At 70.0% G+C, this 14171-nt stretch carries 13 protein-coding genes; 7 read left to right on the top strand and 6 right to left on the bottom strand.

The annotated features are described in order from the left end of the window. Positions 1 to 61: 61 nt before the first annotated feature. Positions 62 to 1354 (bottom strand): glutamate--cysteine ligase, encoded by a 1293-nt coding sequence (gene gshA, locus ASF45_RS01215; RefSeq protein ID WP_056655650.1) that lies wholly within the window; start codon positions 1352 to 1354, stop codon positions 62 to 64. Positions 1355 to 1473: 119 nt separating this feature from the next. Here gshA and ASF45_RS01210 point away from each other — a divergent pair, with 119 nt between their 5' ends. From ASF45_RS01210 to ASF45_RS01200, 3 genes are all read left to right on the top strand, one after another. After that, positions 1474 to 2061 (top strand): TetR/AcrR family transcriptional regulator, encoded by a 588-nt coding sequence (locus ASF45_RS01210; protein WP_056655647.1) that lies wholly within the window; start codon positions 1474 to 1476, stop codon positions 2059 to 2061. 76 nt (positions 2062 to 2137) lie between these two features. Next, positions 2138 to 2845 carry an SDR family oxidoreductase gene (locus ASF45_RS01205; protein WP_056655644.1) on the top strand — a complete coding sequence of 236 codons (708 nt, stop codon included), beginning with the start codon at positions 2138 to 2140 and terminating at the stop codon, positions 2843 to 2845. 2 nt (positions 2846 to 2847) lie between these two features. After that, positions 2848 to 4233: an MATE family efflux transporter gene (locus ASF45_RS01200; protein ID WP_056655641.1), complete on the top strand. Its 1386-nt coding sequence runs from the start codon at positions 2848 to 2850 to the stop codon at positions 4231 to 4233. A 3-nt stretch (positions 4234 to 4236) separates the two neighbouring features. On the opposite strand, the gene ASF45_RS01195 is transcribed toward ASF45_RS01200, so the two are convergent. From ASF45_RS01195 to ASF45_RS01175, 5 genes are read right to left on the bottom strand one after another with little or no spacing between them, the layout of a single operon-like run. After that, on the bottom strand, positions 4237 to 5703 hold the full coding sequence (locus ASF45_RS01195) for a TrkH family potassium uptake protein (RefSeq protein ID WP_056655638.1): 1467 nt from the start codon (positions 5701 to 5703) through the stop codon (positions 4237 to 4239). Positions 5704 to 5712: 9 nt separating this feature from the next. Continuing rightward, positions 5713 to 7194: a Trk system potassium transporter TrkA gene (trkA, locus tag ASF45_RS01190; RefSeq protein WP_056655635.1), complete on the bottom strand. Its 1482-nt coding sequence runs from the start codon at positions 7192 to 7194 to the stop codon at positions 5713 to 5715. A 30-nt stretch (positions 7195 to 7224) separates the two neighbouring features. Then, positions 7225 to 8505: a glutamate-5-semialdehyde dehydrogenase gene (locus tag ASF45_RS01185; RefSeq protein ID WP_056655633.1), complete on the bottom strand. Its 1281-nt coding sequence runs from the start codon at positions 8503 to 8505 to the stop codon at positions 7225 to 7227. After that, the gene (locus tag ASF45_RS01180) at positions 8502 to 9980 is read right to left on the bottom strand and encodes a sensor histidine kinase (protein ID WP_056655630.1); all 1479 of its coding nucleotides are present in this window, start codon (positions 9978 to 9980) and stop codon (positions 8502 to 8504) included. The genes ASF45_RS01185 and ASF45_RS01180 overlap by 4 nt, the downstream gene beginning before the upstream one ends. Continuing rightward, on the bottom strand, positions 9964 to 10638 hold the full coding sequence (locus ASF45_RS01175; protein WP_082550742.1) for a response regulator transcription factor: 675 nt from the start codon (positions 10636 to 10638) through the stop codon (positions 9964 to 9966). Before ASF45_RS01175 ends, ASF45_RS01180 begins: the two co-directional genes overlap by 17 nt. Positions 10639 to 10794: 156 nt before the next feature. Between ASF45_RS01175 and phnD the strand changes: the two genes are divergently transcribed. Genes phnD through phnE (ASF45_RS01155) form a run of 4 tightly spaced genes read left to right on the top strand, consistent with a single transcriptional unit; the run spans position 10795 to position 14161 of the window. Beyond that, a complete protein-coding gene (gene phnD / locus ASF45_RS01170) occupies positions 10795 to 11787 on the top strand; it encodes a phosphate/phosphite/phosphonate ABC transporter substrate-binding protein (protein ID WP_056655624.1) in 993 nt (330 codons plus the stop codon). A 19-nt stretch (positions 11788 to 11806) separates the two neighbouring features. After that, positions 11807 to 12592 carry a phosphonate ABC transporter ATP-binding protein gene (gene phnC / locus ASF45_RS01165; RefSeq protein WP_056655621.1) on the top strand — a complete coding sequence of 262 codons (786 nt, stop codon included), beginning with the start codon at positions 11807 to 11809 and terminating at the stop codon, positions 12590 to 12592. Further along, complete coding sequence (gene phnE, locus ASF45_RS01160) at positions 12580 to 13362, top strand: phosphonate ABC transporter, permease protein PhnE (protein ID WP_056655618.1); 783 nt, start codon at positions 12580 to 12582, stop codon at positions 13360 to 13362. Before phnC ends, phnE (ASF45_RS01160) begins: the two co-directional genes overlap by 13 nt. Next, a complete protein-coding gene (gene phnE / locus ASF45_RS01155; RefSeq protein WP_056655615.1) occupies positions 13355 to 14161 on the top strand; it encodes a phosphonate ABC transporter, permease protein PhnE in 807 nt (268 codons plus the stop codon). Before phnE (ASF45_RS01160) ends, phnE (ASF45_RS01155) begins: the two co-directional genes overlap by 8 nt. Positions 14162 to 14171: the final 10 nt, after the last annotated feature.

Here is a 14171-nt window from a genome sequence, read left to right as displayed (position 1 = left end):
GAAGCCGGCAAGCCACCGCGGTGCCTATGTTGCACTGCAGCAACTCCCCTTGTTCACGGTGTCAGTAGACCTCGGCCTCCGGGTCTGTGGCTTCGAGTTCGTAGCTGGCCGCGACCATGGCCAGACGGCCGATCACCCCATACATGTAGAAGCGGTTCGGCGCGCTGGCCCCTGGCTTCATGCCGTGCTGCGGTAAGTGCGTACTCTCGGCGAAAGCCAGTGGTACAAAGCGCGAGCCCGGCGCGTTGAGGTTCTCGTCGGGGCCGCGGTCGGCATGCACGCGGTAGAAGCCGCCGACCACGTAGCGGTCCATCATGTAGACCACGGGCTCGGCCATGGCGTCGTGCATGCGCTCGGCGGTCAACACGCCTTCCTGGATGATCACGTCGTGCACGGGCTGGCCGTCCTTGACCACGGCCATCTTGTTGCGCGACTTGCGGTTCAGATTGTCGAGTTCGGCCGCGTCGTGCACGGTCATGATGCCCATGCCGTAAGTGCCGTTGTCGGCCTTCACGACCACGAAGGGCTTCTCGTTGATGCCGTATTCCTTGTACTTGCGGCGCACCTTGGTCAGCAGCGCATCCACGTTGGTCTGCAGGCAATCCATGCCGGCGCCTTCGGCGAAGTCGACCTCGCCGCATTTGGCGAACATCGGGTTGATGAGCCAGGGGTCGATGCCCAGCAGCTTGCCGAAGCGCTTGGAGACCTCCTCGTAGCTCTGGAAATGCCGGCTCTTGCGCCGCACCGACCAGCCCGCGTGCAGCGGCGGCAGCAGGTACTGCTCGTGCAGGTCTTCCAGGATGCCGGGCGCGCCGGCCGACAGGTCGTTGTTGAGCAGGATGGTGCAGGGGTCGAAGTTCTTCAGCCCCAGGCGGCGCTTGCTGCGCACCACGGGCTCCAGCGTGAGCTCCTCGCCAGTGGGCAGCTGGATGGTCTTGGTTTCCTTGATCTCCGGATCGATCGAGCCCACGCGCACGTTCAGGCCGGCCATGTGGAAGATGCGCTGCAGCTGCGCCACGTTGGCCAGGTAGAAGGTGTTGCGGCTGTGGTTCTCGGGGATCAGCAGCAGGTTCTTGGCCTCGGGGCAGATCTTCTCGATGGCGGCCATGGCCGACTGCACGGCCAGCGGCAGCATGGGCTGCGTGAGGTTGTTCCAGCCCCCCGGGAACAAGTTGGTGTCCACCGGCGCGAGCTTGAAACCGGCGTTGCGGATGTCCACGGAACAGTAGAACGGCGGCGTGTGTTCCATCCACTCCAGCCGGAACCAGCGTTCGATGGCCGGCGTGGAATCGAGGATGCGCTGCTCGAGCTCGTTGATCGGCCCGGTCAGTGCGGTGATGAGGTGGGGAACCATGAAAGAGGATCCTTGCGGATGGAGTATTCGGGCGAATTCTAGGGATATGGGGGGACGCAGCCAGGATGCAAGCATCGCAAATATGACGACCATCATATTTCGTGCTATCTTGCGGCCCCATGGACACCGCACCGAGCCGCAAGCAGCTGACGCACGACCGCATCGTCGAGACGGCGGCCAGCGTCATGCGCGAGGCCGGTTTCTGGGGTGTGGGCGTGGCCGACGTGATGAAGCGCGCCGGCCTCACGCACGGCGGCTTCTACGCCCACTTCGCCTCGCGCGACGCGCTGCTGTGCGAGGCCATCGAACATGCCGGGCGAGACAGTGCGGCGCGCCTGGCCAAGAGCACGGCGCAGCGCCAGGCGCGTGGCGCCAGCCCCTTGCGTGCTCTGGTCGATGCCTACCTGGCAGACGGCCACCTCGTCGGCACCACGCAGGGTTGCCCGGTGGCGGCCCTGGCCTCCGAGATGCCGCGCCAGTCGGCCGAAGTGGCGCAGGCTGCGGCCGAGCGCGTGCGCCGACTGGTGGCCACCGTGCGGCGCGCCCTGCCGGACGAGGTGGCAGAACAGGCCGGCGTGGTGGCCGGCCAGTTGGTCGGCGCGCTGCAGCTGGCACGCGCGTTGGGCGACAACGCCGAAGGCCGCGCCCTGCTGGCCGCCACGCGCCGCAGCCTGCTGGCGCAGTTCGACACGGCGCCCGCGCGCTGACGCGCCACCAGATCCGCCGATCCCCGCACCCAGAAATATGACGCGCGTCATATCAACCAGCCCGAAGGAGCTTTCCATGCAACTTGAGAACGCCACCGTCCTCATCACCGGTGCCAACCGCGGCATCGGCCAGGCCTTCGCCCGCGAGGCGCTGGCGCGCGGCGCGCGCAAGGTCTACGCCGCTGCGCGCGATCCGGCCAGCATCACGCTCGCGGGGGTGGAGTCCGTTGCGTTGGACGTCACCAAGCCCGAGCAGGTGGCGGCCGCGGCAGCGCGATGCAGCGACGTGACGCTGCTGGTGAACAACGCCGGCATTGCGCTGATGGGCGACTTCCTGGCCGATGGCGCCGTGGAAGCCGCTCGCGCGCAGCTGGAGACCAACTACTTCGGCCCGCTGCTGCTGGCGCGCGCCTTCGCGCCGGTGCTCAAGGCCAACGGCGGCGGCGCCATCCTGAACGTGCTGTCCGTCGCCAGCTGGATCAGCACGCCCGTGCTGGCGGTCTACGGCTCCAGCAAGTCCGCGGCCTGGTCATTGACCAACGGCCTGCGCCACGCGTTGCGCGCCCAGGGCACGCAGGTGCTGGGCCTGCACATGGGCTTCGTCGACACCGACCTGACGCGCGGCATCGAGATGCCCAAGTCCACGCCCGAAGAGATCGTGCGCGCTGCGTTCGATGGCCTGGCCGCGGGCGCCGAGGAGGTGCTGGGCGATGCGATCACGCGGCAGGTCAAGCAGGGCCTGTCGGCCGAGCCGGGCGTGTACCTCGGCGAGATCAAACGTTGAGCATGGCTGCCGCCGCCACGTTGCCCGCCTCGCCTTCGGCGCGGGCCGCCGACCGCACGCAGCAGTTGCTGCATGCACCGCTGTTGCCCACGCTGCTGCGCCTGGCCACGCCGAACGTCATCGGCCTGTTCGCCATGACCATCCAGATCGGCTACGACGGCTTCATCCTCGGCCGCCTGGGGCACGAGGCGCTGGCCGGTGTGGCGCTGGTGCTGCCGCTGTCGATGCTGATGGTGCAGATGTCGGCCGGCGGCATCGGCGGCGCCACCACGGCCGCCGTGGCGCGCGCGCTGGGTGCGGGCCGCGCGGCGGATGCCGGGCAGCTGGCACGGCACGCGCTGCTGGTGGGGGTGGTCATGGCGGCGCTGTTCATGCTGGCGCTGCTGGGCTTCGGCCGCACGGTCTACACCGCGATGGGCGGGCGTGGGGGCGCGCTCGACGCGGCGCTTGCGTACTCGAACGCCATGTTCGGCGGCGCGCTGGCCATCTGGGCGGTCAACGTGTTGGGCGGCATCGTGCGCGGTGCCGGCAACATGGTGCTGCCGTCTGCGGCCATGTTGGGCGCCACGCTGGCGCACCTGCTGTTGTGTCCGGCGCTGGTGTTCGGCTGGGGGCCGATCCCGGGCCTCGGCGTGGCCGGCGCGGCGCTCAGCCTGCTGGCGGTCAACGGCGTGTCGGCGCTGGTACTGGCCGGAGCGCTGCTGCGACCAGGCAGCGCGGTGCCGCTGCGGGCCAGGGGCTGGCGCATCGAGCGGGCCGCCTTCGCCGGCATCCTGCGCGTAGGGCTGCCGGCCTCGCTGAGCCCGGTCATCAGCAACAGTTCGATCGCTGTGGCCACGGCGGTCGTGGGCAGTTACGGCACGGTGGCATTGGCCGGCTACGGCGTGGCGGCGCGGCTCGAATACATCCTGGTGCCGATTGCCTTCGGCTTCGGCACCGCGCTGACCACGCTGGTGGCCACCAACATGGGCGCGGGCCAGACCGGCCGGGCCTTGCGCGCGGCCTGGCTGGGCGGCGGCCTGGTGGCGGCGATCACTGGCGCCATCGGCCTGGCCGTGGCGCTGGCGCCCGGCCTGTGGATGGACGCCTTCACGGCCGATCCGCAGGTGCGCGCGCAGGGCGCCGTGTACCTGCGCATCGTCGGCGCCAGCTACGGGCTGTTCGGCCTGGGCCTGGCGCTGTTCTTCGCCTCGCAGGGGGCCGGCCGCATGCTGTGGCCGCTGGTGGGCAGCCTGGCGCGGCTGGCCGTGGTGGCGCTGGGCGGCTGGATCTGCGTGGGCTGGCTGCAGGCGCCGGCCCCAGCGTTCTATGCGGTCGTGGCGGCCAGCCTGGCGCTGTACGCGGCCATCCTCGCAGGGGCGATCCGCTTCGGGGGGTGGACGCGTTGAGCCTCAGTTCTTCCAGAACGAGGGCATCAGCAGCGCCATGAAGCTCAGCATCTCCAGCCGGCCCATCAGCATGGCCAGCGTGCAGACCCAGACCTGGAAGTCGTTCAGCACCGCGAACGACGAGGCCGGGCCGACCGCGCCCAGGCCCGGGCCCATGCAGTTGACGCTGGCGATGATGGCGCTGAAGGCCGTCACCGGATCCAGGTCGGTCAGCATCAGCACCATGGACAACACGATCACGGTGGCGCCGTAGACCAGCATGAAGGCCAGCACGGCGAAGATCACCGGCGTGTCGACCACCGCATGCCCCAGGCGCACGGGCTGCACCGCGCGCGGGTGGGCGAGCCGGCGGATCTCGCGGCGTGCCTGCTGCAGCAGGATCAGCATGCGCACCATCTTGATGCCGCCGCCCGTGGAGCCGGCGCTGGTGGCGATGCCCGACAGCAGCAGCATGAACACCGGCAGGAACACCGGCCACAGCAGGTAGTCCTGCGTGGCATAGCCGGTGGTGGTGGCCACCGACACCACATGGAACAGGCCGTGGCGCAGCGCATCCAGCGGCGGATAGATTCCCTTGGACCACAGCAGCAGCGCAGCCAGCAGCCCGCCGCCGACCAGCAGCGACAAGGTGGCGCGCAGTTCGGGGTCGGACAGCGCCACGTCCAGCCGGCCCTTGCGCACGGCGGTGAAGTACAGCGCGAAGTTGCAGCTGGCGAACAGCATGAACAACACCGCCGTCATTTCCAGCCGAGGCGAGTTGAAGTAGCCGAAGCTGGCGTCGTGCGGCGACAGCCCGCCCAAGCTCACGGTGGTGAACATGTGCATCACCGCTTCGATGGGCGGCATGCCGCCGGCCCAGTACGCCAGCGCGCAGGCGGTCGACAGCGTGGCGTACACGCCCCACAGGCCCTTGGCGGTCTGCGCCATGCGCGGCGTGAGCTTGTTGTCCTTGAGCGGGCCGGCGGCCTCGGCCTTGAACAGCTGGCTGCCGCCCACGCCGAGCAGCGGCAGCACGGCCACGGCCAGGATCAGGATGCCCATGCCGCCCACCCACTGCAGGAAGCAGCGCCAGAAGTTGACCGACAGGGGCAGCGTATCGAGCTTGTTCAGCACCGTGCCCCCCGTCGTGGTGAGCCCGGACACGGCCTCGAAGTAGGCGTGCGTGAAGCTCAGCGGCCGGTCCATCTCCATGAAGGCCAGCTCCAGCGGCAAGGCGGCGAACAGCGGCAGCAGCACCCAGGCCAGCGAGACCAGCATCACGCCATGGCGCGGCTGCAGTTCGCGCCGGTGGCGCTGCATGCTGCGCCACAGCAGCACGCCCACCACCATGGTCACGAGGAAGGAGGCGATGTACGCATCGCTCACGCCATCCTGCCAGTGCCATGAGACCGCCAGCGGCAGGGCCATGCTCCAGGCCATGAATGTGAGCATCACGCCCAGCACGCGCAGGACCGGAAAGATGTCGCGCATGGACGAAGATCAGAAGAACGCCGCGCTGACGCGGAAGGCCTTTTCCACGTCGCGGATCAGGCGCTTGTGCGGCACGAAGATCACGATGTGGTCGTTGCTCTCGATCACCGTGTCGGCGCTCGGGATGATGACCTGCGGCTCCGGGGGCGCGGCCGTCGGCTCGGCGTCGTCCGCCACCGCCAGTGGATCGGGCAGGCCGCGCACGATCAGGCCGAAGTGCGCCTGCTCTGGCAGCTTCAGGTCGCGCACTGCACGGCCCACCACGCGCGAGGTCTTGCGGTCGCCGCGTGCGACGATCTCCAGCCCTTCGGCCACGCCGCGGCGCAGGCTGTGCACGGCCTGCACGTCGCCCTGGCGCACGTGGGCGAGCAGCTCGCCGATCATGGCCTGCGCGGGCGACAGCGCGATGTCGATCTGCGTGCCGTGCATGAGTTCGGCATAGCTGCGCCGGTTGATCAAGGCCAGCACGCGCCTGGCGCCCATCTGCTTGGCCAGCAGGCTGGACATGATGTTGTTCTCGTCGTCGTTGGTCAGCGCGAGGAACAGGTCGATGGTCTCGATGCCCTCGTCTTCGAGCAGGTTCTCGTCGGTGGCGTCGCCGTGCAGCACCAGCACCTCGTGCGGCAGCTTGCTGGCCAGCTCGATGCAGCGCTCGGCACCGTGGTCGATGACCTTGACGTGGAAGCCCGCGTCGGCGGCGGCCAGTTCCAGCGCCAGCCGCTCGCCCACCCGGCCGCCGCCGGCGATCATGATGCGTTGCACACTGCGCCGTGGCCGGCCCTGGCCGCGGTGCTCGTCGCGGTGCAATGCGCTCAGCACGCGCGGGATGTCCCCACGCGCAGCCAGCACGAAGACCTCGTCGCCAGGCTCCACGCGGGTGCGGCCGCCGCAGGCGATGAAGCGGTCGGGCTCGTCCTCGAAGCGGCGGTAGATGGCGACGATGCGCATCGGCACGTCGGGCACGCAGTCGCGCAGCTCGGCGATGTTGTGCGCCACCAGCGGTGCGCCGGCCACCGCGCGCACCGAGACCAGGCAGGCCAGCCCACCGGCGAACTCGCGCACCTGCAGCGCCTCGGGGTACTCGATCAGCTTGAAGATGTAGCGCGTCAGCGATTCCTCGGGGCAGATCACGCGGTCGACGGCGAAGCCTTCCTTGTCGACCAGGTCGCTGCCGTGGCGGAAGGCCTGCGAACGCACGCGCGCGATGCGGGTCGGGATGTTGAAGCGCCGGTGCGCCACCTTGCAGCAGACCAGGTTGGTTTCGTCCAGCGCAGCGCAGGCGATCAGCATGTCGGCGTCGGGTGCACCCGCCTCTTCGAGCACGGCGGGATCGACGCCGCTGCCGACCACGCCACGCAGGTCATAGCGCTCGCCCAGCGCGCGCAGGCGGCGCGCGTCGGTGTCGATGACGGTGATGTCGTTCTTCTCGGACACCAGGCTGTCCACGACGCTCTCGCCGACACGGCCGGCGCCCAGGATGATGATGCGCATGTTGGACGGGGCAGACGGGCCGGCGGCGGATCAGCCGCGCACTTCGCCGTTGCCCAGCACCACGTACTTGAGCGAGGTCAGGCCCAAGAGGCCGACCGGGCCGCGCGCGTGGAACTTGTCGGTGCTGATGCCGATTTCCGCGCCCAGGCCGTACTCGAAACCGTCGGCGAAGCGTGTGCTGGTGTTGACCATCACGCTGGCCGAATCCACCTCGCGCAGGAAGCGCTGCGCATGCACGTGGTCGCGCGTGAGGATGGCGTCGGTGTGGTGGCTGCCGTAGCGGTTGATGTGGGCGATGGCCTCGTCCAGGCCTGCCACCACCTTCACGGCGATGACGGGCGCGAGGTACTCCTCGGACCAGTCCTGCTCGGTGGCGGGCACGACCTGGGCACCGCCGACGCTGGCCAGGATGGCGGCCGCCTCGGCATCGCAGCGCATCTCCACGCCCTTGGCGGCGTAGACGGCACCGATCTTCGGCAGGAACTCGGCCGCCACGCCGCGCGCCACCAGCAGGCCTTCGGCCGCGTTGCAGGGGCTGTACTTCTGCGTCTTGGCGTTGTCGGCCACGGTCACGGCCATGGCGATGTCGCAGGGGTCGTCCACGTACACATGGCAGTTGCCGTCCAGGTGCTTGATGACGGGGACCTTGGCCTCGCGGCTGATGCGCTCGATCAGGCCCTTGCCGCCGCGCGGGATCACCACGTCCACATGCTCGGGCATGGCAATCAGGTGGCCCACGGCCTCGCGGTCGGTGGTCTGCACCAGTTGCACGGCCTCGGCCGGCAGGCCGGCTTCTGCGAGTGCCTGCTGCACCAGCCGGGCCAGCGCCTTGTTCGATTCGATGGCCTCGGAGCCGCCGCGCAGGATGCAGGCGTTGCCGCTCTTGATCGACAGGCTGGCAGCCTCGATGGTCACGTTGGGCCGGCTTTCGAAGATCATCGCGAACACGCCGAGCGGCACGCGCATCTGGCCCACGCGGATGCCGCTGGGCTGCTGCTGCATGCCGCTGATCTCGCCGATCAAATCGGGCATGGCGGCCAGTTGCTCGCAGCCCTGGGCCACGGTGTCGAGCACCTTGGGCGTGAGCTTCAAGCGGTCCACCATGGGGGCGGCTAGGCCGGCGGCCTCGGCACGTGCGATGTCCTTGGCGTTGTCGGCCTGCAGCGGCCCGGTCTGCTCGCGCAGCAGTCGGGCGAGGGCGCGCAAGGCCTGGTTCTTGGTGGCGGCGCTGGCGCGCGCCATGGCGGCGGAGGCCTGGCGGGCCTGCACGCCCAGCGTCTGGGCGTATTCGGCGATGTTCAACGCGTTCATGGTGGCGATTGTCGCGCAGATGCCGCCGGGTCGCCGGCTTCGGCGCCCGGTCGGCGCGGCAGCGTCAGGCGGGCCTCGACGCCACCGGCCGGGCGGTTGGAAACCGTCAGCGTGCCACCGCAGCCGTGCGCCAGATCCTGGCAGATCGCCAGGCCCAGACCGGCGCCGGCGCCGCTGCTGCGCACGAAGGGCTGGAACGGCGCGGACTGCAAGGGCGCGGGCAGGCCGGGCCCGTCGTCCAACACGCGCAGGACGATGTGCGCAGGTGCCAGCGCCAGCTCGACGACGATGGTGCCGCCATCGGGCGTGTAGGTGAGCGCGTTGTGCAGGAGGTTGACCACGATCTCCTGGACCATCCACACCGGGCCCTGCCAGCGGCAGGAAGGCGCGTCCAGCTGGAAGTCCTGGTGCCGCCGCGCCAGCAGCGGCGACAGCTCGATGGCCACTTCCTCCAGCAGTTCGCGCAGGTCGGCCTGGTCCTGCTCGGCTTCGGCGTTCGGCGCGCGGGCGCGGCTCCAGGCGAGCAGCTGGTGCACCATGCGGCCGGTGCGTTGGGTCGTGGCCGCGATGCGTTCGAGCGCCTCGCGCGCTGGCATGGCGCCGTCCAGGCCGGCGTGGGCGTGCAACTGCAGCGTCGCCAGCGGCGTGCGCAGCTGGTGCGAGGCGTCTGCGATCAGCCGCTGTTGCTGGGCCTGGGCTTCGCCCACGCGCTGCAGCAGGCCGTTGAACGCATGCACCACGGGGGCCAGCTCCTGCAACGCGTGCGGGCTGTGCAGGGGTGTGGATTCGCTGGCGCTGCGGCGGTCCAGCCGGCGCGCGAACGCGCGCAGCGGCTGCAGCGCGACGGTGGCGACGATCCAGACCAGGCCCAGCAGCAGCCCCAGCAGCACGAGCTGGCGCTGCAGCGTCTGCCACAGGATGCTGCGCGCCAGGCTGTCGCGGTAGGCCGAGGGCTCGCCGACCTGGATCAGCACGTAGCGCAGGCCTTCGTGCGCTTCCACCGGCTGCCACAGCGCAGCCATGCGCAGCTGCTGCGTGTGCAGCTGCGTGTCGTAGAGGGCCAGCCGGGCGCCGTAGCGCGGATGCACGGGCGCGATGCCGGCGGCATAGGGGGGAACGTCGGGCTCGCCAGCGAGGTAGTCGCCATTGAGGAAGCCGACGCGGTAGACCATGCGGCTGCGCGTAGCGCCAGCCTCGCCATCCAGCGCCACGGCGCCGTCGTACAGCTCCAACGCGGCATGCGGCAGGCTGACCTGCAGCTCGCCGCGCTCCAGGCGGATCAGGTCGCCCAGTGCGTGGGCCGAGGTCACCAGCAGCCGGTCGAAGGCGAGTTCGGCGGTCGCCAGCGCGGCGCGGTAGGAGGCGTAGGCGTCGATGGCGATGAACAACGCGATCGGCAGGGACAGCCACAGCAGCAGGCGGCGCCGCAGCGATGGCGCGCGTGCGGTGTGTACCGGCTCAGTCTGCGTCGCCACGGGCTTGCTGCAGCAGGTAGCCCAGGCCACGCAGCGTGGTGATCTGTACGCCGGTCGGCGCCAGCTTCTTGCGCAGCCGGTGCACCACCACTTCCAGTGCCTCGGGCTGGGCCGGCGCTTCGGTGCCGAAGGCCAGCCCGATCAGGCGCGCGCGCGTGACGGCGCGCCCGGGCCGCTCCATGAGTCCGGCCAGCAGCGCGCCCTCGCGCGGCGTGAGTTCCAGCGCCTGGCTCTTCCAATAGAAGGCGCCGGCGCCGCGGTCCAGCCGTAGCTCGCCGCACTGCGGTTCGTCGCGCAGGCCGGCGCGGCGTGCCAGCGCCCGCAGCCGGGCCTCCAGTTCGTCCGGGTCGAACGGCTTGGCCAGGTAGTCGTCGGCACCGGCGTTCAGGCCCGCCACGCGGTCGCCGACACCGCCGCGCGCGGTCAGCACCAGCACCGGCAGCGTGCTGCCACGCCCGCGCAGGCGTTGCAGCAGCTGCAGGCCGTCCATGCCCGGCAGGCCCAGGTCCAACACCACCAGGTCGAACAGCTCGTGCTCCAGGCTGGCCAGGGCTTCGGCGGCACTCAGGCGGTGCGCGACCTGGAAGCCGCGGCGCTCCAGCACGCGCGCCAGCGTGGCGCCGAGTTCCGGCTCGTCTTCGACCAATAGCAGCCTCATGGACCGGGCGACTGGCATGCCCGAGGGTAAGCCCGGGTCGTGTTGAAAGGCATCTGAAAGCTCTTTGAAGGGGGGGCGAAAGCATAGCGCTCGCTGCTGCGCGGGCGCTGCCTATAGTGCCCCGGTCCTGCACACAACGACCCGAGGAGAGCCCGCATGACGACACCCCTTCCCCTGCTGCGCCATGCTGTGGCCGGCGCCATCGTGCTGGCCGCCGGCACGGCCTTCGCGCAGGACAACTGCCCGAACCGCGGCGACCTGGACGCCCAGTTCTGCGATGCCGACCGCGACCTCGTGGCCGATACGCCGACCGACCCCAAGCGCCTGCGCAACCCGAGCACGCTGGTGTTCGCGTTTACGCCGGTCGAGGACCCGGCGATCTACGAAAAGCTGTTCCGCCCGTTCATGGGGCACCTGTCGAGCTGCGTGGACCGCAAGGTGGTGTTCTTCCCCGTGCAGTCCAATGCGGCGCAGATCGAGGCCATGCGCTCGGGACGCCTGCACATCGCCGCGTTCTCGCCCGGCCCGGTGAACTTCGCCGTGAACCTGGCCGGGGCCGTGCCGTTCGCGATCCGCGGCAACGAGCAGGGATCCGTCGGCATGAACCTCAAGATGATCGTGCGCAGCGAGAGCGCCTACCAGAAGCTGGACGATCTCAAGGGCAAGCGCATCGCCCACACCTCGCCGTCGTCGAACTCGGGCAACCTGGCGCCGCGCGCGCTGTTCCCCGCGCTCGGCCTGACGCCCGACAAGGACTACAAGGTCGTCTACTCGGGCAAGCACGACCAGTCCATCCTGGGCGTGAAGGCCGGCGACTACGACGCCGCGCCCGTGGCCAGCGACGTGCTGCAGCACATGACCGACCGCGGCGTGGTCAAGCCCGACGAGTTCCGCGTGCTCTACACCAGCGGCAAGTTCCCCACCGACGCCTACGCCTACGCCTACAACCTGGAGCCGGCGCTGCAGGCCAAGATCAAGCAGTGCTTCTACGACTACAAGATCCCGGCCGAGATGGCCAAGGGCCTAGGCGGCGACCGCTTCCTGCCCATCACCTACAAGAAGGACTGGGAGCTCGTGCGCACCGTGGCGGCCTCGGCCGGCGAACTGTTCACGCGCGAGGCCTTCGACAAGGCCGCGGCCAAGAAGTAAGCCGGGAGCACACCTGTCCATGCACGCCAACGCCACGGCCGGCACGCTGCGCATCGAGCAGCTCGTCAAGGAATACCGGCCGGGCCAGCCGGTGCTCAAGGGCATCGACCTGGCCGTTTCCGGCACCGGACTGACCAGCATCATCGGCCCCTCGGGCACCGGCAAGAGCACGCTGATCCGCTGCATCAACCGGCTGGTCGACCCGACCGCGGGCCGCATCCTGCTGGAGTTGCAGGGGCAGCGGGTGGACATGGCGCAGCTGCGCGGCAGCGCGCTGCGCGCGGCGCGCCGCCACATCGGCATGGTGTTCCAGGAGTACAACCTGGTCGAACGCCTGACCGTGCTGGAGAACCTGCTGACCGGGCGGCTGGGCTACCTGTCGGCCTGGCGCGCCTGGCGCCGCCGCTTCGAGGCCGAGGATGTGGCCTACGCCCTGGAATTGCTGCAGACCGTGGGCCTGGCCGATTTCGCGACACGTCGCGTCGATGCGCTGAGTGGCGGGCAGCGCCAGCGCGTGGGCATCGCGCGGGCGTTGATGCAGCGCCCGGCCGTGCTGCTGGCGGACGAGCCGACCTCCTCGCTGGACCCCAAGACTTCGGTCGAGATCATGGAGATGCTGCGCGAGCAGGGGCGCGCGCGGGGCATTCCGGTGCTGGTGAACATCCATGACGTGGAGCTGGCGCGGCGCTATTCGGACCGCATCGTCGGCATGACCGGTGGCCGCGTGGTCTACGACGGACCGCCGCCAGGCCTGCAGGACGCGCACCTGCGCCAGATCTACGGAGGCGAGGCATGGCTGGCGTGAAACCCGTGGCATTCGCCTGGACGCGCGGCCAGCTGCTGGCCGTGTTCGCGGGCCTGGCCTACCTGGCCTGGTCGCTGGCCAGCATGGAGGTGTCGGCCGAACGCCTGGCCACGGGCTGGGAGCAGGGCGCGCGCTTTCTCGGCCGCCTGTTTCCGCCCGAGCTGGGCAAGATGGACGAGCTCTGGCAGGGCATCAAGGAGACGCTGCAGATCGCCGTGCTGGCCACGGCGGCCGGGCTGGTGCTGAGCCTGCCCATCGGCCTGATGGCGGCGGCCAACCTGTCGCCCATGCCGCTGCGCGTGGCCGGGCGCGCACTGATCGCGGCCTGCCGCGCGCTGCATCCCGTGATCAGCGCCATCCTGTTCGTCAAGGCCGCGGGCTTCGGGCCGCTGGCCGGCATCCTGGCCCTGGTGGTGGCCACGGTGGGCTTCGTCGGCAAGCTGTTCGCCGACGCGATCGAGGAGATCTCGCCCAAGCCGATCGAGGCGATGCGTGCCACCGGCGCCTCGTTCGCCGGCGTGGTGCTGTTCGGCGTGCTGCCGCAGGTGATGCCGCGCTTCGTCGGCTTCGCCACCTACCAGCTCGACTCCAACCTGCGCAACTCCACCATGGTCGGCATCGTCGGCGCCGGTGGCATCGGCGGGGCGCTGTTCGCCGCCTTCCTGCGCTACGAATACGGCTTCGTCGCCACCATCCTGGCCACGGTGATCGCCATCATCGTGCTGGGCGAACTGGTGGTGGGCGGCTTGCGCAAGGTGCTCGATGTCTGAGGCCGCCGCACTGCATCCGGCGCTGCAGCGCCACACGCCAGCGCAGCGCCTGGTGCGCCACGCGGTCTGGCTGGCCATCGTCGTCGCACTGGTCCAGTCGGTGCGCTACCTGGAGGTCATCCCGGAGTTCCTGCTCGATGCGCCGGAGCAGATGGCCGACCTGCTCGGCCGCATGTGGCCGGTGGACTGGGCGCACTACCCGGACGGCGTGCACGGTGCCTTGCTCGAAACGCTGCACATGGCCACGCTGGGCACCCTGCTCTCGCTGCTGCTGGCCTTGCCGCTGGGCGTGCTGGTGGCGCCCAACGTGGTGCACAGCCGCGTGCTGAACCTGCTGGCACGGGTGCTGCTAGTGGCCAGCCGCTCGGTCAACTCGCTGGTCTGGGCACTGCTGTTCGTGGCGATCTTCGGTCCCGGCCCGCTGGCCGGCATGCTGGCGATCGCGATGCGCTCGGTCGGCTTCGTCGGCAAGCTGGTCGGCGAGGCGCTGGAGCAGATGCCGCGCGGCCCGATCGAGGCCCTGCAGGCGGCCGGTGCCTCGCGCATGGCGCAGCTGCTGTACGGCTACTGGCCGCAGATCAAGCCGGCGTTCTGGTCGGTGGCGCTGCTGCGCTGGGACATCAACGTGCGCGAGTCGGGTGTGCTGGGGCTCGTCGGGGCCGGCGGCATCGGCGTGGTGCTGAACACCGCCATCGACCTGTTCCACTGGGACCGCGTGGCGCTGGTGCTGGCGGTCATCTTCGCCGTCGTGCTGCTGGCCGAGGTGGTGGTGCTGCAGCTGCGCAAGCGGCTGCTCTGAGCGGGCGTGT

Source organism: Pseudorhodoferax sp. Leaf265 (genome assembly GCF_001422365.1).
Classification (GTDB): Bacteria; Pseudomonadota; Gammaproteobacteria; order Burkholderiales; family Burkholderiaceae_C; genus Pseudorhodoferax.
The sequence above is the reverse complement of the archived record's forward strand: the minus strand, read 5'-3'. Positions and strand labels throughout refer to the sequence as shown.

Coding starts and splice junctions, on each gene's coding strand:
- gshA (WP_056655650.1), bottom strand. CDS start 1,354: ATGGTTCCCCACCTCATCACCGCACTGACCGGGCCGATCAACGAGCTC.
- ASF45_RS01210 (WP_056655647.1), top strand. CDS start 1,474: ATGGACACCGCACCGAGCCGCAAGCAGCTGACGCACGACCGCATCGTC.
- ASF45_RS01205 (WP_056655644.1), top strand. CDS start 2,138: ATGCAACTTGAGAACGCCACCGTCCTCATCACCGGTGCCAACCGCGGC.
- ASF45_RS01200 (WP_056655641.1), top strand. CDS start 2,848: ATGGCTGCCGCCGCCACGTTGCCCGCCTCGCCTTCGGCGCGGGCCGCC.
- ASF45_RS01195 (WP_056655638.1), bottom strand. CDS start 5,703: ATGCGCGACATCTTTCCGGTCCTGCGCGTGCTGGGCGTGATGCTCACA.
- trkA (WP_056655635.1), bottom strand. CDS start 7,194: ATGCGCATCATCATCCTGGGCGCCGGCCGTGTCGGCGAGAGCGTCGTG.
- ASF45_RS01185 (WP_056655633.1), bottom strand. CDS start 8,505: ATGAACGCGTTGAACATCGCCGAATACGCCCAGACGCTGGGCGTGCAG.
- ASF45_RS01175 (WP_082550742.1), bottom strand. CDS start 10,638: ATGAGGCTGCTATTGGTCGAAGACGAGCCGGAACTCGGCGCCACGCTG.
- phnD (WP_056655624.1), top strand. CDS start 10,795: ATGACGACACCCCTTCCCCTGCTGCGCCATGCTGTGGCCGGCGCCATC.
- phnC (WP_056655621.1), top strand. CDS start 11,807: ATGCACGCCAACGCCACGGCCGGCACGCTGCGCATCGAGCAGCTCGTC.
- phnE (WP_056655618.1), top strand. CDS start 12,580: ATGGCTGGCGTGAAACCCGTGGCATTCGCCTGGACGCGCGGCCAGCTG.
- phnE (WP_056655615.1), top strand. CDS start 13,355: ATGTCTGAGGCCGCCGCACTGCATCCGGCGCTGCAGCGCCACACGCCA.